Genomic DNA, 16,975 nt, shown 5'->3' with positions numbered 1-16,975 from the left:
AACCTACTCTTCAAGGTTCAGGTGCTTCTATTCATAATATAAATCATTATTCGTCAATTAATGGTTTGATGTGAGTACCAACCCGGAACGAGTTTGCGGTCCGACCTTACGCACGGAAACCTGGTTCCGCTCGGCCCAACGCGTAAGACTTCGAATTCCTTCACAATTCTTCTCTTCAAATTTAAAGCAGCAATACATCGGGTTCACGTTCTTGTTCTTGAGGTTTATCTGGAATGCGGCTTTATGGCATCCGGAAACCTTGATCTCACGAATCTGATCGGCATGAATCTCTACGCCATTGATTGTAATCGTATCCGAATTATCCTGAATATTCACTTCCCGTTTCACCAATCGGGCATACCCTTCAATTGCTAGTGCCGCAACAACAACGACATTCACCGCCATCTGCATATAGAATAGGACAGGATAGGAATATTGGGTCAAGGTAGCTACCTGAAACAGGATAATGCTAATGACAAAGGAAAATAAAATAACGTCTTTCATTCTTGTAGAGTAATGGATTGCGTATTTCATCATAATCAGCTCCGTTCATTCTGTAAGGGTTTTCATTTGACTCTTACCTTATTATAACACCATTGTACATAATTTTGACACATATCATTCACATTTTTGTCAAAAAATTATTTGCTTCGTTCCTTATCCTATGCTTATCCAATAAGCTGCGTGTCGTTAATGGAACGATTCGTATAAGGAGTGGCTCCTAATAGCAAAAAAAGAGCATCCCGCCAGATCCAAGATCTTTTGGGACACCCTTTACTTCAATACTTATGTCTTTATTTAGTTAAAGCTGTATTTCCTTCCTTCCGCCGAAACCGCTTCATCAGAACGGACACGGTATCAATGAGGGTAATGATCACGATGACGTAAATAAGACCATCTCGGGATCGATCCCAAATTGATTTTACGAGGTCGTATGATTCATTTCCCGGTGTTACGAGACCCGCTTGAACGAGCTGATCCATGAATATCGGATTCCAAATCGTCATATCGGAGAACAGGATCACCGCAACGATAACGGAAGCAACGTTAAATATGACATGCATGACGGCAATCTGCGGCGTCCACTTTCTTGTGATTAATTTCCTGGCTTCATTGAATATGCTGAAGGCGGTAAGAAGCCATATCAGCGGCAAATACTTGGCAAACGCAGCCTGATCAAACACCGGAATGGCGATCGAGTTTTCATCAAACCGATGAACACCGATCAGGTCAATGGAAAACGTAAATAGTACGAAGAACAGCACGGAGAATAGAATGCCCAGCACCGACTCGATCGGTTTAATCCGAACGGCTGGTTCCGGAATTACAGGCAAATCCGATGGTTGCCAAGCGTCTTTGGAAACTTGCCGAGCACCGCGATATTCGATATAGGCAAAAATAACGGTAACCCATGCGAACCCGTGAATAGCCACACTCAGCAATGAGACTAAATATTCCAGAAGCTTCTCGGCGTTCGGATCCGAGCTTGTAAAGAAATCAACCATATACGCGATGCCAAGCGCGACGGCCACCGAGTACAATACAATTCGCAGGACGGACCAATAACTGTCAATTAAACCGGGGCCGATGAGATACCGTTCTCTTCCTCTATATCTAGCTGCCATGTCTCCGGGTGGCCCGAGCTCGAGCAGCACCTTTTCCACATCTTCAGTGCTTGCAATCCCGACGCCTGCGCCCCTGTCTTCCAGCATATCTTCGATGAGCCCATGCAGTTCCTTTTCAATATCGGCTCTTTGTGATTCGGGCAGCTTCTGCGTCACTGCATAAATATACCTGTTAATCAGATCCATTATTAAACCTCCCCCTTGTCATCAACAAGCCCTTTAAGACTTGTCATCATATCTTTCCATTCATGGTAAAGCTGGCGATATATTTCTTTCCCTGTCTGACTTATGATGTAATATTTCCTCGGACGAGCTTCATTCGTATCCCACTCGCTATCCAGCAAGCCTTGTTTTTCCAACCGCCGCAGCAAGGGATACAGGGTACCCGCTTCCACGCTGATCCCCTTCTCCTGCAATATGGTCACCAATGAGTATCCATACTGAGGTTCCGACAATTGGCTGAGGACACCAAGTATGATGGTTCCTCGCCGAAGCTCCTGCACCAAACTGTTCAGAATATCTTGATCCTCTGACATATCATCAACTCCTGGTAACATTATACTGTACGTCACACACTAATGTATATAGACAATTAATAATTATTAACAATTATTTTTCAATTATACTTGTTGCAAGGCTGCTAAACCAGGCAGCAGGCCACGTGAAGACCCTGCACTTTCATCAAAAAAAAAGGTTATCTTACGGCCGGACAATCCCGGGTCATAAGATAACCTTCTTAAATGCTCTTATATTCACAGCGATGTTACTCCTTCGTTCCATCGTCAAAAATGCGCTTCTCGAAATGCACTTCAAACCGAAAACATGCCAGTCCTTATCGTCCCGCAGGAACGAAGACTGACACGCTGCATGATTTTTATCCTAAATTAACTACACGATTTCCTGCGGTTCCTTGCCCAGCAGGCCCAACATACGAAGGCCGTACTGTATACCGTCTTGACCAACATCCCTGGTTATATGCCTGGCCGCCTTCTTGACGATTTCCGGCGCATTGCCCATCGCCACACCGTGGCCCACGTACGACAGCATCTCCAGATCATTTAGATAATCGCCAAAGGCCACAGTATCTTCCAGATCAATGTGCAGCAGCTGAATCAATTGTTTGATCCCTTCGGCTTTGGATCCCCCGGACGGCAACACATCGATTCCATAAGGACCCCATCGAACGAAATCGAACCGGCCCTCGAATTTGTTCACGTAAGCCGCTTCCTCATCCTCCGTGCAGAATACAATAGCCTGATAAATATCTCTGCCCAAATAATATTCCGGATCATATTCAGGGATCGTGAGTTTTAGTTCCCCCCAGCTGGAATCAATATGAACATGCTCGGTTACGTTCATCTTCATGGCTTCGCTGCCGGCATATATGATTGGATGATCAAACTCAACGGCCTGCTCCGTCAGCTTCTGCAAGGCATCTTGCGCCAATGGATTTCCATATATCGGTTTGTCTTCATGAACCACATACTGACCGTTCAAACAAACATAGGAATTGATACCGAGTTCCTCCCGCAGCTCTTCAAAATGATAAGGAGCGCGCCCTGTCGCTATGGCGACGATGTGCCCGGCACCCATTAACTCCCGAATGGACTCCTTCGTTGTAACCGGAACTTTCTTGTCATGATCCAGCAGCGTCCCGTCAATATCAAAAAATATGATTTTCTTATTCAATGAAACTCGCCCCTCTTCCGTATATTCTAGCCAGTAACCATATTGTAAATGATGAAAAGCATTTCAGAGCAAGACATTATTTCAGCAAGGTCGTTCGGACACTTCCCGATAATGCATAAAAACCGTACAGGAGCACGGTCTCTATGGTATTTAATATCGATGAATCCAAGATAACCATCTACATGAACATAAGCGCAATTTGCCGTCATTTTCTTATCTAGCGACAACAAAAAGAGTCCGCCTTATGCAGACGGACTTCTTCTGAGGGCTTATTTTGCTTCCGAGCGAACCTCATCGAGCATTTTATCATTGAATCCGAACAGCCAAGTCAGCACAAAAGTTAAAGCCATCGCGGTAACATTGCACAAAATGTAAAGAGGAAGCTGGCTGTTCAAGTATAAGAGCGTACCGGGAATTACGGTAATCGCCATCCCCGTAGCCTCGAGTTGGAAGATGGAAGCCATGAAACCGCCCACGCCACCGCCGATCAAGGCGATTGCGAACGGTCTGACGTAACGGAGGTTGACCCCAAAGATCGCCGGCTCCGATATTCCCAGCATGGCCGAGAATGCGGACGGCAGGGATAAAGCCTTTAGTTTTTTGTTTCTCGTCTTAAGTCCGACAGCCAGACAAGCTGCCCCCTGCGCTGCCATGGCGCTAGTCACGATTGCATTAAACGGATTGCTTCCCGTCTTCTCAAGAAGCTGAATTTCAAGGAAATTGAAAATATGATGCACGCCTGTGACCACAATAATCTGATTGAAGAAGCCGATCACAAGACCTGCAATGCCAAATGGCAGCTCCAGCAAGAAAGTCGTCGCGTTCAGGACCACCTCTTCCAGGGAGTGGAACACGGGGCCGATCGCAAACAGGCCGAGGGTTATCATTACAAGCAAGGTTAGAAACGGCGTAACGATCAAATCAATCGCTTCAGGAATGCGTTTTCGCAAAAATCTCTCGAATTTCGCGCCCAGTAGTCCAATGAAGAATGCCGGCAGAACCGAGCCCTGATACCCTACGACCGGAATGAAATCAAAAATCATGAGTGCCTCAGCCGAACCGTTTGCCACGCTATAAGCGTTGGGAAGAGCCGGATTAACCAGCATCAAACCAAGGACGACACCCAGCACGGGACTGCCCCCGAACACCCTGAACGCGGACCAGGCGACCAAAGCCGGCAAGAAAGCGAAAGCCGTATCCGTCAGCACCTGGGTGAAGAGCAGAAAATTAGCCGAGATATCATCCGGTGTCGCACCAAACCAGGCAAGCACGGTGTCCTGGGTCAGCAATCCCCGTAATCCCATGAACAAGCCAGTGGCGACTAGTACCGGGATAATCGGCACAAACACGTCACCGAACGTACGAATCGCCCGCTGGAACGGATTCCCTGATTTTTTCGCTTCGGATTTCAACTCATCCTTGCTTGTGCTCTCCAAGCCAAGCGATTCAACCGCTTCAAAAATCTGATTGACGGTTCCTGTTCCGAAAATGATCTGATATTGGCCGGAGTTGAAAAAAGCGCCTTTGACCTTATCAATATTCTCGACCTTCTTCTGGTCAATCTTCTTCTGATCGTGAACCATAATACGAAGTCTCGTAGCACAGTGAGCAAAGGAAGCGATGTTCTCCCTGCCACCGATGGCCTCCACTACCTGCTTTGCAATGTTCCGATTATCCGCTGCCATGTTCATTCATCCCCTTCTATATCTTTTACGGCTTGGGCAAGATCCCACTTCTTGACCTTCAAGCCAGTGCTGCCGTTTGTTGCGAAAAATCGTATATGACGGCTGTCCCGCTTTGGAAATATCCGACTCGTAAATACCTCTTCGCCATCATTAACGAACACCTCTACCGAAGAAATATCCACAAAAAGATGGAATTTGATCGTGTTTGCTTTGGCATGCAGCATGCAGGTTCGTGTCGTTCCGTAATCACTCACAATCGTTGCACCTGATGATGAGCGATCCAGTGTAACCTTTTGCCTGACAGCGTCATACCAGATGACTGTCCGCTCTGTTTCGCCGGCTCGAAATTCAATGCCGACGGCGTCCGCTTCGATCGCATGAAACTCGCATATCAACTCGAATACGGTTCCCTCAACTCCTGCATAACTCTTCACTTCACTGTAAAGTGTATCCGCTGCTTCCTTGGCCTTATTGCGGAGCACTTCCAACTCGGGGACCGGCTGCTGGATCAGCTTGCCCTCACGGAACGAGAACGCACGCGGAAGAGTCAAACAATGCGCCCAGCCATGCGAGTCAGTTGGATAGACGACCTCCGGCAAACCCATCCAGCCTACCATGATGCGCCGGCCTTGCTCGTCCAGCATGGTCTGCGGTGCGTAGAAGTCAAAACCTCTGTCCAGCTCGTAAAACGAGCCGTGTTCAAACTCCAGCGTGCTCCGGTCCAGCGGCTTGCCCGAGATGTATCCGGATTGGTAAATGTTCCGGTATGCGTCATCTTGCGGGCTCAGCCCCTGCGGCGAAAACAGCAGCACGCCCCGTCCTTCCAGTTCAAAATAATCGGGGCACTCCCACATATAGCCGAAATGTTCAAGACGGGTTTGGATTTCCCCTTTACATGTCCAATCCAGCAAATCCGGTGATTCATATACGACAGCCGTTCCTGTCTGATCGCCCCTTTGGGCGCCGATGACGAACCGGTATTTGTCTTCGTCCTTCCATACCTTCGGATCCCGAAAGTGTTCGGTATATCCGTCCGGCACACGGTCGATCAGCGGCTTATCGAGCTTCGTGACCAATCCATCACGGTTCATCACGGCCATGCATTGATAAGATTGCCTGTTCCATTCCTCATCCCGCGCATTTCCGGTATACATCAGATACAGTTTGCCGTCTTTCACGATTCCGCTGCCCGAATAAGCGCCATAAGCATCCTGCGAGTGGCCAGGTTCAATGGCGATGCCTCGGTTTTGCCAATGCACCAGGTCTTTCGAGGATGTATGGTACCAGTATTTCAAGCCGTGATACGTACCCAGCGGAAACCATTGGTAAAATAAGTGATATTCCCCGTTATAATAAGAAAACCCGTTAGGGTCATTCAGCAAGCCCATGATGGGCTGTACGTGAAACCTCTGCCTCCATTCGCTTAATTTCACTTTCTCCCTTAGGGAGGAAAGCTCTTCGGGAGAAGCCTGATCCAGGCGTCGGTATTTCTGTTCTCTGTCCATATCTCTTCTCCTTATAAATGGGCTTACTAAAAAAATCAAACGGTTCATGCTATCCATGAACATCTGCCTAACTCACCTATAGTGGAACCGGTTCCAATAAGGAGTAAAAATAATGAACACAGCTCCAATACCAAGCAAATGCAGTATTGGAACCGGTTCCGCTTTTTTCAGTATAAAATACCTATTTTAGATTGTCAACGCTTTCGCGATGAATCATATCGCAGCTCATAACCGTCAGAAAATCCACAGGCTCGTCGTTGACCAGCTTCATAATATGCTGTGCGGCGAGATGACCCGCTTGGGAATATCCATATTTAACCGTTGTCAATCCAGGATGAATCACCTCGGTTACGTCGTATCCGCCAAATCCGGTAACGGAGAGTTCGTTAGGAATTTGAATGCCCTTCATATGTGCCGCTTTCATAACGCCTAACGCAATGTTGTCCGTTGCGCAGACCACGGCAGTTGGCATCGTTCGGTTCGATTCAAAAATGGACCATGCGGTCTTTACACCATCCGACATCTTAAATCCACTCTCATAGAGATCCGCTTCCGCCTCACTGTACTCGCTTACCGCTTTCAGAAACCCCTCCTTCCGCTGAACTCCGACAGCAACGTCTTGTTCCGTCACCCCGATATAGGCAATATGGCGATGTCCCTTGGACAGCACATATCGGCCCATGTCATAGCCTGCGGCATAGTCGTTATAAATCATGCTGTGAACATCCTTATGCTGCTGTCCTAACAGGATGACAGGGATGCCGATCTCTTGAATCGCGGCAAGATGGGTTTCCGTCACTTGAGTGGCAAATAAAATAATGCCAGATATTTTTTGCCTGGCGAGATCATACAGCGCTTCAATCTCCCTGGATAAGTCCTGGCTTGCATTGATAATAAGAAGCTGATAACCGTGTTTCCTTAACTCTTCATCCATGCCGGCAACGGTCTGGGATGCTGAGAATGAATCCAGACGCGGTACAATGGTGCCGATCATGCTGGTTTTCTTCGCTTTCAAGCTTTGTGCAAACGAATTCGGAATATAGCCGGTTTCCTGAATGACCAGCTCAATTTTTTGGCGTGTTGCATTGCTGACGGAGCCTCCGTTTAAGAAACGGGAGACCGTGCTTTTGGCGACTCCGGCTTTTTTGGCAATATCTGCAATCGTGTTCTTCATTCGGTGCTCCCGAGAGCCGCTTGCGGCGCTGCAACGAACAGATGGTCCTCCACAGCTCCTAGTTGGGCAGTACAATGGATCATGTTTCGTTTGTGCATGAATCTCTCCCCTTCGTTTCGCTTTTTTCCTAACTATACCATGACGTCCAGGAATCCGTGAAATGGGGACTCCAAGCCTATTATGGCAGGAACCATATCTTTTCCAAGTTCCAGGCTCTTGCTAGAAAGTAAACGATTCGAAGGGGACAATTCATCGGCGCACCCTTCATTCATAAACAAATGGTCTATGGATTTCCCTTAGGCTTGCACGGTTCGCTCGGCCGATTCGACGGTATGCTTCAGCAATGTAGCAATCGTAACGGGGCCGACACCTGCCGGTACCGGTGTAATCGCAGATGCCACCTTTGCGCAGGCTTCATAATCGCAGTCGCCGATATTCCCTTTATTGTAGCCGGCATCCAATACAACGGCTCCCGGCTTAATCCAGTTCCCCTGAATGAAATTAGGCTTGCCTACGGCCGCAACCACGATATCCGCCTGGGACACAAGCTCCCCGAGGTTCTTCGTTCTCGAGTGGCAGATCGTAACGGTAGCATTGCGATTGAGCAGCATCATTGATACCGGCTTACCCAGAATCGGACTGCGTCCGACCACCACGGCATGCTTCCCTTCGATCGGCAGATCATAATAATCCATAATCGCAATAATCGCGGCAGGCGTACAAGACGGATAATCGGCAAAACCAAACGCATTTTGCGAGAAACCGAGCGTGGTCACACCATCCACGTCTTTTTCAATGGCTATGGCATCAAAAGCCGCCCGTTCATCGATATGATGCGGCACCGGATGCTGGAGCAGAATACCGTGGACATTCGGATCCTCGTTCAGCTCTTGTATCGCGGCGAGCAGCTCCTCGGTCGATGTCGATGTCTCCAGCACCACTTTCTTGGATATGATGCCAAGGCGCTCGCAAGCATTTCCCTTCATCCGCACATAGGTCGCCGAAGCTGGATCATCGCCAACTAGAATCGTTGCCAGACAAGGCGTTATCCCGTGCTGCTTCAATTCCTGTACCTTCACCGCCAGCTTATCCTTAATATCATCGGATACCTTTTTTCCATCCAAAATTACGGGTTCCTTACTCATGCTAATCCGCTCCTTCGCCATTGTATTAAAAAACATAAAGAGGCAAGGCGACTGATCGTCTCCTTACCTCTTGCCCAGGCGTACGGCATATGATCCTATGTGCTCCCTCTTGGTACCCCAAGCTACGCCAGTAACACACAGATAACTTTTTTAAATATACCACGACTTTGGACTTCGCGCTACCGGTCATGAAGTTGACGTGTTAAATCGTAATTCTTTTGATTAATTTGCAAGAATCTAGTATGTTGCCGATGGTACAAGCATAGAATGTCCTAAGAACAATTCGCTCCAGGAGGCCCGAATGAAAAATCCGGTAATCTTCAAAATGCTGCCCTTCATGATTCCGCTTGTCTTCGTGATACCGGTCTTGACGATATGGCTGCAGAACGATTCAGGTCTAATATCAAGCCGTGACATACAGCAGGTAAAAACGGTTTTTACGGGCATTTTCCTTGAGGCGCTTCCTTTTGTGCTGCTTGGAGTGCTGCTGTCGTCCCTTCTCCAGCTGTTCGTTAAAGAACAGTGGGTGCGTCGGATCACGCCCAAAAATCCGGTCATCGGCGTCCTGTTCGCTTCCATGCTGGGGATCGTTTTTCCCATCTGTGAATGCGGGATGATCCCGGTCGTCCGAAGATTGATGCTTAAGGGGATGCCTGCCTACATCGCTGTAACCTTTATTCTCAGCGGGCCTATCCTGAACCCCATTGTGTTCGCTGCGACGATCATGGCCTTCCGTTCACATCCCGAGGTAACGATCGGCCGGATGGGACTGGCTTTTGCAGTCGCGGTAACGGTAGGTTTGCTTGTCTATGTATTTTCTAGGAACAACCCGCTCAAGCGTTCCTTACAAGAGTTTTCCGAACAAAATTCGGCCGTTGGTCAACGCAAGCTGCACGAGCATCCCAAAACCTGGAGAAGTCTGTTTGTCCACGCCGGGGACGAATTGATCGAAATGGGCAAATACCTGGTTCTTGGCGCATTCCTGACAGCCTGCATCCAATCCTTCATTCCTAGAGAAGAGCTGCTGGCATTGGGGAACGGTCCCGCCGCTTCTTACCTGTTCATGATGGGGTTTGCTTTCATTCTGTCCCTCTGCTCGACTTCGGATGCATTTGTGGCATCGGCGTTCACGCACACCTTCACCGTAGGTCCGCTCGTATCCTTCCTCGTGCTCGGCCCGATGCTGGATTTCAAAAGCTTGCTTATGCTGTCGACTACTTTCAAGACTAAATTCGTGATCGGTTTAAGCCTGCTGGTGATGACGCTTGTCTTTATCGGCTCTGTAGCCGTCAACGCACTCTTGGGTGGATAGCTGCCTAAGGATAAAAGATTGACGAAAAACCAAACGAGATTACCGGGACCGTGTAGGATCATCAGGTATCCGCTTGAGATTGGAGGTGATTGGGAGAATGAAGTCCAGTTTGAGGATACGGATTCACTATATGCTCCGGTCGCTGCTTGTTGCGGCTCTCGCCGCTTATATCATGCATCTGAATGCTTCAGATTCGCTCGAATATTACCTTGCGCCTCATATGCAGACCCTGCTGCTTCTCTGCCCGGTTCCCTTGTTGTTCATTGCATTCGGAATGATGTGGCATTCTCTTTCGGGCGATTCCGGAGAGGTGTGTGATTGCGAGCACCCTCTGCCTACCGGCCTTGTCAAAAACGTAACGGTATACGGGTTATTCTCGGTGCCGCTGCTGTTTGGCCTGCTCCTGCCGGACCAAGCCTTGGGCAGCGATATGGCATCCAAAAAAGGAATGATCTACACCTATCCGAATCCCGATGTACGGCGTAAAACCGATGACCGCAACACGTCCGCCTTTTCAGGGACGGATAATCGATTACCCGGTTTGGATCAAGGGGCAGATGAAAATATCGCTTTGAACGAACGATTCGTTGCCAAGGACATCTATAGTGTGGAGTTTGCAGAGCTTGCCAAGCGCTTATATTCGCTGCCCGTCATTAAGGTAGAACCGGACATTTTCTCGGAAACTGTCGGGGCCATGGATATGTACAAGGAGCATTTTCAAGGAAAAACCATCTCGGTGCAAGGTTTCGTCTTCCGCGACGGACATATGAATGAGGATACCTTTGCCGTCAGCCGATTCCTCGTGATGTGCTGCACCGCCGACGCCGTACCGTTCGGGGTTCTTGTGCGCGGCACGAATGCTGCGTCGTTCGCAAATGATACGTGGGTCCAGATTGATGGCACGATCCAGGTAGCCACCTTAAATGGTAAAGAGACTCTGCAAATTCAAGCGAAGCAGATTCAGCCGATCGAGCAGCCGGCATCCCCTTACATTTTCACGAATCCGGACTCCGTCGCAGAGTTTGACGAGCTGTATTCGATAACCCCGACCAAGGAGGTAACAAATAAATGAACAAGATACCCGTTGTATTGATAAGCGGATTTTTGGGAAGCGGCAAAACCACGCTGCTGCTCAGACTGCTGGAATATGCCGCCAAGCGGCAGTGGAGAACCGCCGTGCTTATGAATGAGATGGGCGAACAAGATGTGGATGGCGATACGGTTTCCGGCCAAATCCCCGATCTTCCGATTGAGAAGCTGCTCGACGGATGTATCTGCTGCACCAGGCGAGACGAGATGGGTCAAGCATTACAAACCCTGTTCGATCAGAAGCCGGATCTCATATTCATCGAAACGACCGGCGTGGCGAATCCTGAACAGATTCTTGAGGATCTGCAGGATCCGTCCCTGGCTGATCGAATCTCAATCCAGCGCAAAATTGCCTTGGCCGACTGCAGCAAATTCCTCGAGTACAACAGCTTCTTTGCATCCAGTCGTGAACTGGTGCGCACCCTGCGGGGACAGATTAGCTTCGCGGATATGATTATCCTTAACAAGGCGGGGGAATGCGATGATAAACAGATCAACAAAGTCATGACCTCCATCAGAAAAATAAACACGGCGGCAAGTCTGGCCGTAACCGACTACAGCCGTTTGGATGAAAATGAAGTGTTTTCGACGCTACAGCTTCAGCTTGAGCCCTCTAAGGACCCGAGCCATTCGTTTCCACCTTCGCAAGGGAAGCCAGGGAATCTTGCGGATCGTACGCAAGACACACCGTTGACTAGTGATCACAGCAAGCATGCGCATCACCAGCCAGAGAGACCTGCCAATGACCACCATAGCCATCTGCACGGAGAAGAGTCTGGACACCGCAGCACATCCTTCACGGGCATGGATACTTTGACCTTATCTGCTCCATCCCCCTTCCCGCTTCAGTTGAGCGCGATCGAGACGTTTCTCGCTGCACTTGGCTCCAGCCTGATTCGGGCCAAAGGCTACATCCAGCTCTCGACGGGTCCCTCTCTAGTTCAGTGGGCGGGTTCACAGCTTGAATGTAAGCCAAGCAAGCTGCAGCTTCAACGTGGATATCTTACGCTGATCGGCCATCGTCTGGACAAAAACCACATCGTTCAGGAGTGGGAAAGCTTGCTCAGTGGCGTGGTACAATGACAGCGAATAGATGGTTATAGTTAGACAGAGATAAACTAAAGGAGATCCTCGCAGGATCTCCTTTTTCGATATAATTCCAATTAGTCCCTGGGATAATTCACTTCCATAATATCCATAAAAGGAACCTTCGTAATGACGCCATTTTCTTTCATGTGCACCTTCCCTGTGCGGGAGTCCATTTGATCGATTTGTCCGCGGACTGCTTCTTCCCATCCCCAGACCGTCAGTACGATGACCGATTCCTCCTGGTAAGCTTCCGTAAGCTGATTTCCGAGCTCTTCCAGTACAAACTCATCTCTAGTGGGTCTCTTGGGAACTTTTGCTTTTGCCATAACCTTGTCCTCCTGATTTATGTTGTTCATGCGTTAGCATTACATTCTCCATGAATAACTATCTTTCCTCAACTCTATGAATTAGGAAACTACTTTCTATTATACATGAAATCCGATTCAGTTTTTTATGCAAAAGACTTGATTTTCAGAAAACAAAAGTATATGATTGACCCATCAAACATTGACGAGTCAATGAATTGAAGGGGGTCTTTATAATCGCTACGTGCCATACGGAAGACCTGCTGTATTTGCTAATGCATTTAAACAAGCATATTTCGACCCGGTTTGAACGATGTGCTGGAGTTAGCCCCAATCGGCTCGAACTCCTATGCAAACTGACGGGGGGCCAAATTAGCCAATCGGATCTGCAGAAGGCAGTGTCTATTGATCCAGCCGCGGTGACCCGTCATGTTCAGCAGCTGGAAGCGGAAGGAATACTTCTCCGAACCAGATGTGAGAATGACAACCGGATTACGTTGGTACAGCTAACTGAAGCGGGCAAAAGTAAAGTAGCAGCTTTTAAGGCAGAGAAAGATCGTTTTATGGAGGAACTGCAGGCAGACCTTACGGAATCAGAGCGACTTGCGTTTGTTCAAACACTACAGAAACTGAACAGCCAAATTCAACAAATGAAAGAACCAAGTAAGACCAATTAACTTATAGAGATTAAAGGAGAGAATATCATGACTGTAACTTCCCTAAACAATAATTATAAAGAAATTATTACTTCCCGGCGCTCCGTGCGGGTATACGACCCATCGGTCAAAATCAGCCGTGAAGAAATGACTGAAATTTTGGAAGAAGCGACTTTGGCTCCGTCATCCGTTAATCTTCAGCCTTGGAGATTTCTTGTCGTTGATAGCCCGGAAGGTAAAGCGACGCTTGAAGAGCTTGCACCAGGGAACAAAACGCAAGTTTCAACTTCTTCCGCAGTCATTGCTGTATTTGGAGATATGAACGCATTCGACAATGCAGATGAAATTATGGGTAGCGCTGTGGAACGCGGTTATCTGCCACAAGAGATTAAAGATCAGATGATGGCAAACTATACCGATCTCTTCGGACGTATTCCGGCACAGTCTTTCCGTGAAATGATCCTTATTGATAGCGGCTTGGTCTCCATGCAGCTTATGCTTTCTGCTCGTGCCCGTGGATATGACACGAACCCCATTGGCGGATACGACAAATCGCGGATTGCGGAGGCATTTGGTATGGAGAAAGAACGTTATGTGCCGGTAATGCTCATCTCTGTAGGTAAAGCTGCCAAAGAAGCGCGTCTGACGACCCGTCTTCCTATTGATCGTATTGCGGAGTGGAAGTGAGGTCATCGCGATGATTATTATTCATGCAGAAATGAAAGTAAACAGTGAACTAGAGGCAGAATTTCTGGAATCCGTAAAAGAACTTATTGAGGCATCCCGCGCGGAACAAGGAAATGAATCTTATAAGCTGCTTAAAGATACGGAGCAGGATAACACGTATCTCATGGTTGAACAGTGGAAAGACCAGGAAGCTGTGGGGCTCCACAATGCGAGCAGCCATTTTCAGGCATTTGTAGCTAAAGCTCCAAAATACCTCACAGCTCCGCTAAATGTCCAAGCATATGCCGGCCAACCGATAAACAAATAATGAACAGACTGCGGTCGCTTTTAATAAGCCAACTCGTTCAGACGAGTTTGGCTTTTTTTATTAAATGGATATATCCCTATTTACTTCGGATTTTATCTTATAAACTTCCCATAAAAAGTCCCCTTAACAAGGCTTACTTCTGTCACGTGTTTTCAATGCCCCCAGGGAACTGGTTTTTAGAGTATGGACCGACCCTGAAATCTTCGGCAAATGGTGGGGGCCTCAAGGGTATTCCTAAGAAAACGATGGAAAAACCACGCTTACCATGCAAGGGGGACCTGTTAACGCAACTGCAGAAGAACTAGCAGCATTTGATGAAATGGCTCCGATGGTGAAACAAGGATTTGGCGGTACGTTTAATCAACTCACTGAATACCTTGAAAGCCGGCAACAATTATATGGATCAAGGAAGAGCAAACCAGCGGCGGCGAGCCCATTGGCTCGCCGTTTATTTTAATGCTTCAGAACTCAGAATCATCACGCTCAATAACCCCCCTTAACATATAAGGAGGGCTTTTCCATACTAGCATTGCTCTAAGTTATCTTAAGAAAAATCGTGCTGTTACTCGGCTCCCGCTCGAAAACGACAGCTTCCTTGTTAAATAAACCTCGGAAGTATGAATTTTACTGCCGGATGAAATTGTGACGATCCCGTTGCTCATGCATTCGCATGCAGCAGGTTCGAGAAATTACAGCTTTTGGGCGACTGCTTCCTCCGCTGCCTGTTCATCGTCTTTATTCACAGGCAACTCGCCGTCTTTCCAGATGACTTGTTCGCCGTAATCTTTTCCCCAATCGTACATCAATTTTAGAATAGGCATCAAACTCTCCCCGTAAGGTGTAAGCGAATATTCGACCCGAGGGGGAACCTCAGGGTAAACCACGCGGTGGACCAGCTGATCTTCCTCCAATTCACGAAGCTGATTGGTCAGCATTTTTTGCGTGATGTGGGGAATCATTCGGTTCAGTTCACCGAAGCGTTTCACGCCTTCCAAGCCAAGATGCCAGAGGATGATCAGTTTCCATTTGCCGCCGATGACCGCCAGGGTTAACTCCTTATGGCAGTTTATTTCCTTCAGATTAATTCGCTGCTTGACCTCGTTTGCCATAATGCATCACCCCTTCTTCTCTATATTATACAACGGTTGCGGTGATATCATCAAAGCGGCAAACCTATCATCATCTCCGGTTCTTCTTATTCCAAATTGGCATGCAGGCTAAACATTTGGTCGGAGCGAAGCTTGCTTTTCTCCATCAATCTCAGGATAACCGCATCGAGCACGATCAGCATGCTCTGCTCAAATAAAGAAGCCATTGGTTGAACGGTGACAAGTGATTCCTGATTCTGCTCCTTCGTTGTTCCCGGAAGTTGGACCATGGCATCCGAAAGCTTGCCGATAGTCGATTCGGGTCTCACGGTTACGACCGCAACGGCGGACCCGATCTCCTTGGCTTTCCGAGCCATGGATACCAATCCTTGGGTTTCGCCGGAGCCTGAACCGATAAGAAGCAGGTCACGCGCTCCGATGGCCGGTGTTACCGTATCGCCGACGATATGAACCTTAAATCCCATCTGCATTAACCGCATGGCGAAAGCCCGGATCATCAGACCGGATCTTCCTCCCCCTGCCAAGAAGACGGCATCGGACTGCATGATCCGTTCAATCAAGTCCTCGATCTCGCCAGCATCCACCTGCTGTACAGATTCCGATAACTCCTTGGCAATGACGGATGCATGTTGAAAGATGTTATGACTCATGGTGACTTATGCCTGCTTCACAAGCTCGTTCATTTGAGCCGCTGTGGCCTTCTTGTCGGTTTGGCTTGTAATTCCGCCGCCGACGATGACGAGATCGGGATTCGCCTGAATCACCTCAGGGAGCGTCTCCATTTTGATTCCGCCCGCAACGGCAGTTTTGGCTTGTTTCACGACACGTTTGATCGCCGCCAATTCTTCGAATGAGTTTTTGCCTTCCGCCTGGTGGTCGTAGCCGGAATGAACGCAGATGTAATCCACGCCGAAAGCATCGATCTCCCGCGCCCTGCCTTCAATGTCCTTTACATTGATCATATCCACCATCACTTGCTTGCCTTGCTTGAGAGCTTCCGCTACCGCGCCTTTGATCGTGGAATCGTCGGATACGCCGAGCACCGTAATGATATCCGCACCGGCTTCGGATGCCTTCATCACTTCATAACCGCCGGCATCCATAATTTTCAGGTCAGCCAGCACGCGCAGATGCGGGAACGCCTCTTTAATCGCTTTGACAGCATGAAGCCCTTCGTTAATGACAACCGGCGTGCCGATCTCCACGATATCGATATACTCCGCTACCTCCGCCACGACTTCCTTTGCTTCCTGAATATTCACCAAATCCAATGCCAATTGAAGTTCCATATTGTCAATCTCTCCTTATGAGTGTATTGGTTAATGACTACGCCCATTGTAGAGCAGATAGTTTACTTTCCGGAAGTACGTACTTATAAGTGAGATACTTACGTGGAAGTAAGTAATAAGGCGGGACAAGGGTTCTCAGGTTTTCGTTTATTTGTGAATCTTTCGTCTCGATGCTGGTAAAAAACAATTAAGCCTGTTTGTTCACTTTAGTCCAGTCTTCGGCTGTGGTTTAATATAGTTGTCAGGCCGGACAAAATGATCGGAAAGGAGGCTGAACGAATTGATTCAGAATATGGAGGTGGCATCTGC

Annotated in this window: 19 protein-coding genes and 1 riboswitch; of the genes, 7 read left to right on the top strand and 12 right to left on the bottom strand. The window is 48.2% G+C overall.

Annotated features, from left to right (window positions below; genetic code table 11):
* Positions 1-57: 57 nt before the first annotated feature.
* The 8 genes from DP091_RS26375 to DP091_RS26340 all read right to left on the bottom strand — a co-directional run bounded on the left by DP091_RS26375 (position 58) and on the right by DP091_RS26340 (position 8,823).
* Positions 58-537: a hypothetical protein gene (locus tag DP091_RS26375; protein WP_258394704.1), complete on the bottom strand. Its 480-nt coding sequence runs from the start codon at positions 535-537 to the stop codon at positions 58-60.
* A gap of 257 nt (positions 538-794) precedes the next feature.
* Positions 795-1,811: a hypothetical protein gene (locus DP091_RS26370; RefSeq protein ID WP_113061112.1), complete on the bottom strand. Its 1,017-nt coding sequence runs from the start codon at positions 1,809-1,811 to the stop codon at positions 795-797.
* Positions 1,812-1,813: 2 nt separating this feature from the next.
* Positions 1,814-2,161: a PadR family transcriptional regulator gene (locus tag DP091_RS26365; RefSeq protein ID WP_113061111.1), complete on the bottom strand. Its 348-nt coding sequence runs from the start codon at positions 2,159-2,161 to the stop codon at positions 1,814-1,816.
* A 352-nt stretch (positions 2,162-2,513) separates the two neighbouring features.
* Positions 2,514-3,314, bottom strand: coding sequence for a Cof-type HAD-IIB family hydrolase (locus DP091_RS26360; protein WP_113061110.1), 801 nt, complete (start codon positions 3,312-3,314; stop codon positions 2,514-2,516).
* A 269-nt stretch (positions 3,315-3,583) separates the two neighbouring features.
* Positions 3,584-5,005 (bottom strand): sucrose-specific PTS transporter subunit IIBC, encoded by a 1,422-nt coding sequence (locus tag DP091_RS26355; RefSeq protein WP_113061109.1) that lies wholly within the window; start codon positions 5,003-5,005, stop codon positions 3,584-3,586.
* Positions 5,002-6,504 carry a glycoside hydrolase family 32 protein gene (locus DP091_RS26350; protein WP_113061108.1) on the bottom strand — a complete coding sequence of 501 codons (1,503 nt, stop codon included), beginning with the start codon at positions 6,502-6,504 and terminating at the stop codon, positions 5,002-5,004. Before DP091_RS26350 ends, DP091_RS26355 begins: the two co-directional genes overlap by 4 nt.
* Positions 6,505-6,685: 181 nt before the next feature.
* Positions 6,686-7,678 carry a LacI family DNA-binding transcriptional regulator gene (locus tag DP091_RS26345; RefSeq protein ID WP_113061107.1) on the bottom strand — a complete coding sequence of 331 codons (993 nt, stop codon included), beginning with the start codon at positions 7,676-7,678 and terminating at the stop codon, positions 6,686-6,688.
* 296 nt (positions 7,679-7,974) lie between these two features.
* Positions 7,975-8,823, bottom strand: a complete 849-nt coding sequence (locus DP091_RS26340) for a bifunctional 5,10-methylenetetrahydrofolate dehydrogenase/5,10-methenyltetrahydrofolate cyclohydrolase (protein ID WP_113061106.1) — start codon at positions 8,821-8,823, stop codon at positions 7,975-7,977.
* 65 nt (positions 8,824-8,888) lie between these two features.
* Positions 8,889-8,968: riboswitch (ZMP/ZTP riboswitch) on the bottom strand.
* Positions 8,969-9,124: 156 nt separating this feature from the next.
* On the opposite strand from DP091_RS26340, the gene DP091_RS26335 reads away from it, so the two are divergent.
* The 3 genes from DP091_RS26335 to DP091_RS26325 all read left to right on the top strand — a co-directional run bounded on the left by DP091_RS26335 (position 9,125) and on the right by DP091_RS26325 (position 12,307).
* Positions 9,125-10,135 carry a permease gene (locus tag DP091_RS26335; RefSeq protein WP_113061105.1) on the top strand — a complete coding sequence of 337 codons (1,011 nt, stop codon included), beginning with the start codon at positions 9,125-9,127 and terminating at the stop codon, positions 10,133-10,135.
* A gap of 97 nt (positions 10,136-10,232) precedes the next feature.
* Positions 10,233-11,207 (top strand): TIGR03943 family putative permease subunit, encoded by a 975-nt coding sequence (locus tag DP091_RS26330; RefSeq protein ID WP_113061104.1) that lies wholly within the window; start codon positions 10,233-10,235, stop codon positions 11,205-11,207.
* Positions 11,204-12,307 (top strand): CobW family GTP-binding protein, encoded by a 1,104-nt coding sequence (locus DP091_RS26325; protein ID WP_113061103.1) that lies wholly within the window; start codon positions 11,204-11,206, stop codon positions 12,305-12,307. Before DP091_RS26330 ends, DP091_RS26325 begins: the two co-directional genes overlap by 4 nt.
* Before the next feature lie 80 nt (positions 12,308-12,387).
* Here the strand turns inward: DP091_RS26325 and DP091_RS26320 are convergent, their stop codons facing one another.
* Positions 12,388-12,639 (bottom strand): YolD-like family protein, encoded by a 252-nt coding sequence (locus tag DP091_RS26320; RefSeq protein ID WP_113061102.1) that lies wholly within the window; start codon positions 12,637-12,639, stop codon positions 12,388-12,390.
* 254 nt (positions 12,640-12,893) lie between these two features.
* On the opposite strand from DP091_RS26320, the gene DP091_RS26315 reads away from it, so the two are divergent.
* The 4 genes from DP091_RS26315 (at position 12,894) to DP091_RS32415 (ending at position 14,506) form a co-directional block, all read left to right on the top strand.
* Positions 12,894-13,295 (top strand): MarR family winged helix-turn-helix transcriptional regulator, encoded by a 402-nt coding sequence (locus DP091_RS26315; RefSeq protein ID WP_258394706.1) that lies wholly within the window; start codon positions 12,894-12,896, stop codon positions 13,293-13,295.
* A 27-nt stretch (positions 13,296-13,322) separates the two neighbouring features.
* Positions 13,323-13,961 carry a nitroreductase family protein gene (locus tag DP091_RS26310; RefSeq protein WP_113061100.1) on the top strand — a complete coding sequence of 213 codons (639 nt, stop codon included), beginning with the start codon at positions 13,323-13,325 and terminating at the stop codon, positions 13,959-13,961.
* A 10-nt stretch (positions 13,962-13,971) separates the two neighbouring features.
* Complete coding sequence (locus DP091_RS26305) at positions 13,972-14,268, top strand: putative quinol monooxygenase (protein WP_113061099.1); 297 nt, start codon at positions 13,972-13,974, stop codon at positions 14,266-14,268.
* 139 nt (positions 14,269-14,407) lie between these two features.
* A complete protein-coding gene (locus DP091_RS32415; protein ID WP_373456953.1) occupies positions 14,408-14,506 on the top strand; it encodes an SRPBCC domain-containing protein in 99 nt (32 codons plus the stop codon).
* Positions 14,507-14,957: 451 nt separating this feature from the next.
* Here DP091_RS32415 and DP091_RS26295 read toward each other — a convergent pair whose 3' ends face one another.
* The 3 genes from DP091_RS26295 to hxlA form a co-directional block, all read right to left on the bottom strand.
* Positions 14,958-15,377 carry a winged helix-turn-helix transcriptional regulator gene (locus DP091_RS26295; RefSeq protein WP_113061098.1) on the bottom strand — a complete coding sequence of 140 codons (420 nt, stop codon included), beginning with the start codon at positions 15,375-15,377 and terminating at the stop codon, positions 14,958-14,960.
* A gap of 86 nt (positions 15,378-15,463) precedes the next feature.
* Positions 15,464-16,027: a 6-phospho-3-hexuloisomerase gene (gene hxlB / locus DP091_RS26290; protein WP_113061097.1), complete on the bottom strand. Its 564-nt coding sequence runs from the start codon at positions 16,025-16,027 to the stop codon at positions 15,464-15,466.
* 6 nt (positions 16,028-16,033) lie between these two features.
* Positions 16,034-16,666, bottom strand: coding sequence for a 3-hexulose-6-phosphate synthase (hxlA, locus tag DP091_RS26285; protein WP_113061096.1), 633 nt, complete (start codon positions 16,664-16,666; stop codon positions 16,034-16,036).
* Positions 16,667-16,975: the final 309 nt, after the last annotated feature.

Origin of the sequence: Paenibacillus sp. MDMC362, from assembly GCF_003269305.1 — a bacterium.
In the GTDB taxonomy this organism is placed as follows: domain Bacteria; phylum Bacillota; class Bacilli; order Paenibacillales; family Paenibacillaceae; genus Paenibacillus_AQ.
Note: the sequence above shows the minus strand (reverse complement) of the source record. Positions and strands in the feature narration are given on the sequence as shown.

Bases quoted from the DNA above. Each gene is read 5' to 3' on its own strand.
- DP091_RS26305 (WP_113061099.1), top strand. From the start codon at position 13,972: ATGATTATTATTCATGCAGAAATGAAAGTAAACAGTGAACTAGAGGCA.
- DP091_RS26325 (WP_113061103.1), top strand. From the start codon at position 11,204: ATGAACAAGATACCCGTTGTATTGATAAGCGGATTTTTGGGAAGCGGC.
- DP091_RS26370 (WP_113061112.1), bottom strand. From the start codon at position 1,811: ATGGATCTGATTAACAGGTATATTTATGCAGTGACGCAGAAGCTGCCC.
- DP091_RS26320 (WP_113061102.1), bottom strand. From the start codon at position 12,639: ATGGCAAAAGCAAAAGTTCCCAAGAGACCCACTAGAGATGAGTTTGTA.
- DP091_RS26340 (WP_113061106.1), bottom strand. From the start codon at position 8,823: ATGAGTAAGGAACCCGTAATTTTGGATGGAAAAAAGGTATCCGATGAT.
- DP091_RS26345 (WP_113061107.1), bottom strand. From the start codon at position 7,678: ATGAAGAACACGATTGCAGATATTGCCAAAAAAGCCGGAGTCGCCAAA.
- DP091_RS26355 (WP_113061109.1), bottom strand. From the start codon at position 5,005: ATGAACATGGCAGCGGATAATCGGAACATTGCAAAGCAGGTAGTGGAG.
- DP091_RS26330 (WP_113061104.1), top strand. From the start codon at position 10,233: ATGAAGTCCAGTTTGAGGATACGGATTCACTATATGCTCCGGTCGCTG.
- DP091_RS26375 (WP_258394704.1), bottom strand. From the start codon at position 537: ATGATGAAATACGCAATCCATTACTCTACAAGAATGAAAGACGTTATT.
- DP091_RS26295 (WP_113061098.1), bottom strand. From the start codon at position 15,377: ATGGCAAACGAGGTCAAGCAGCGAATTAATCTGAAGGAAATAAACTGC.
- DP091_RS26310 (WP_113061100.1), top strand. From the start codon at position 13,323: ATGACTGTAACTTCCCTAAACAATAATTATAAAGAAATTATTACTTCC.
- DP091_RS26350 (WP_113061108.1), bottom strand. From the start codon at position 6,504: ATGGACAGAGAACAGAAATACCGACGCCTGGATCAGGCTTCTCCCGAA.
- DP091_RS26335 (WP_113061105.1), top strand. From the start codon at position 9,125: ATGAAAAATCCGGTAATCTTCAAAATGCTGCCCTTCATGATTCCGCTT.
- hxlB (WP_113061097.1), bottom strand. From the start codon at position 16,027: ATGAGTCATAACATCTTTCAACATGCATCCGTCATTGCCAAGGAGTTA.
- DP091_RS26315 (WP_258394706.1), top strand. From the start codon at position 12,894: ATGCATTTAAACAAGCATATTTCGACCCGGTTTGAACGATGTGCTGGA.
- DP091_RS26365 (WP_113061111.1), bottom strand. From the start codon at position 2,161: ATGTCAGAGGATCAAGATATTCTGAACAGTTTGGTGCAGGAGCTTCGG.
- hxlA (WP_113061096.1), bottom strand. From the start codon at position 16,666: ATGGAACTTCAATTGGCATTGGATTTGGTGAATATTCAGGAAGCAAAG.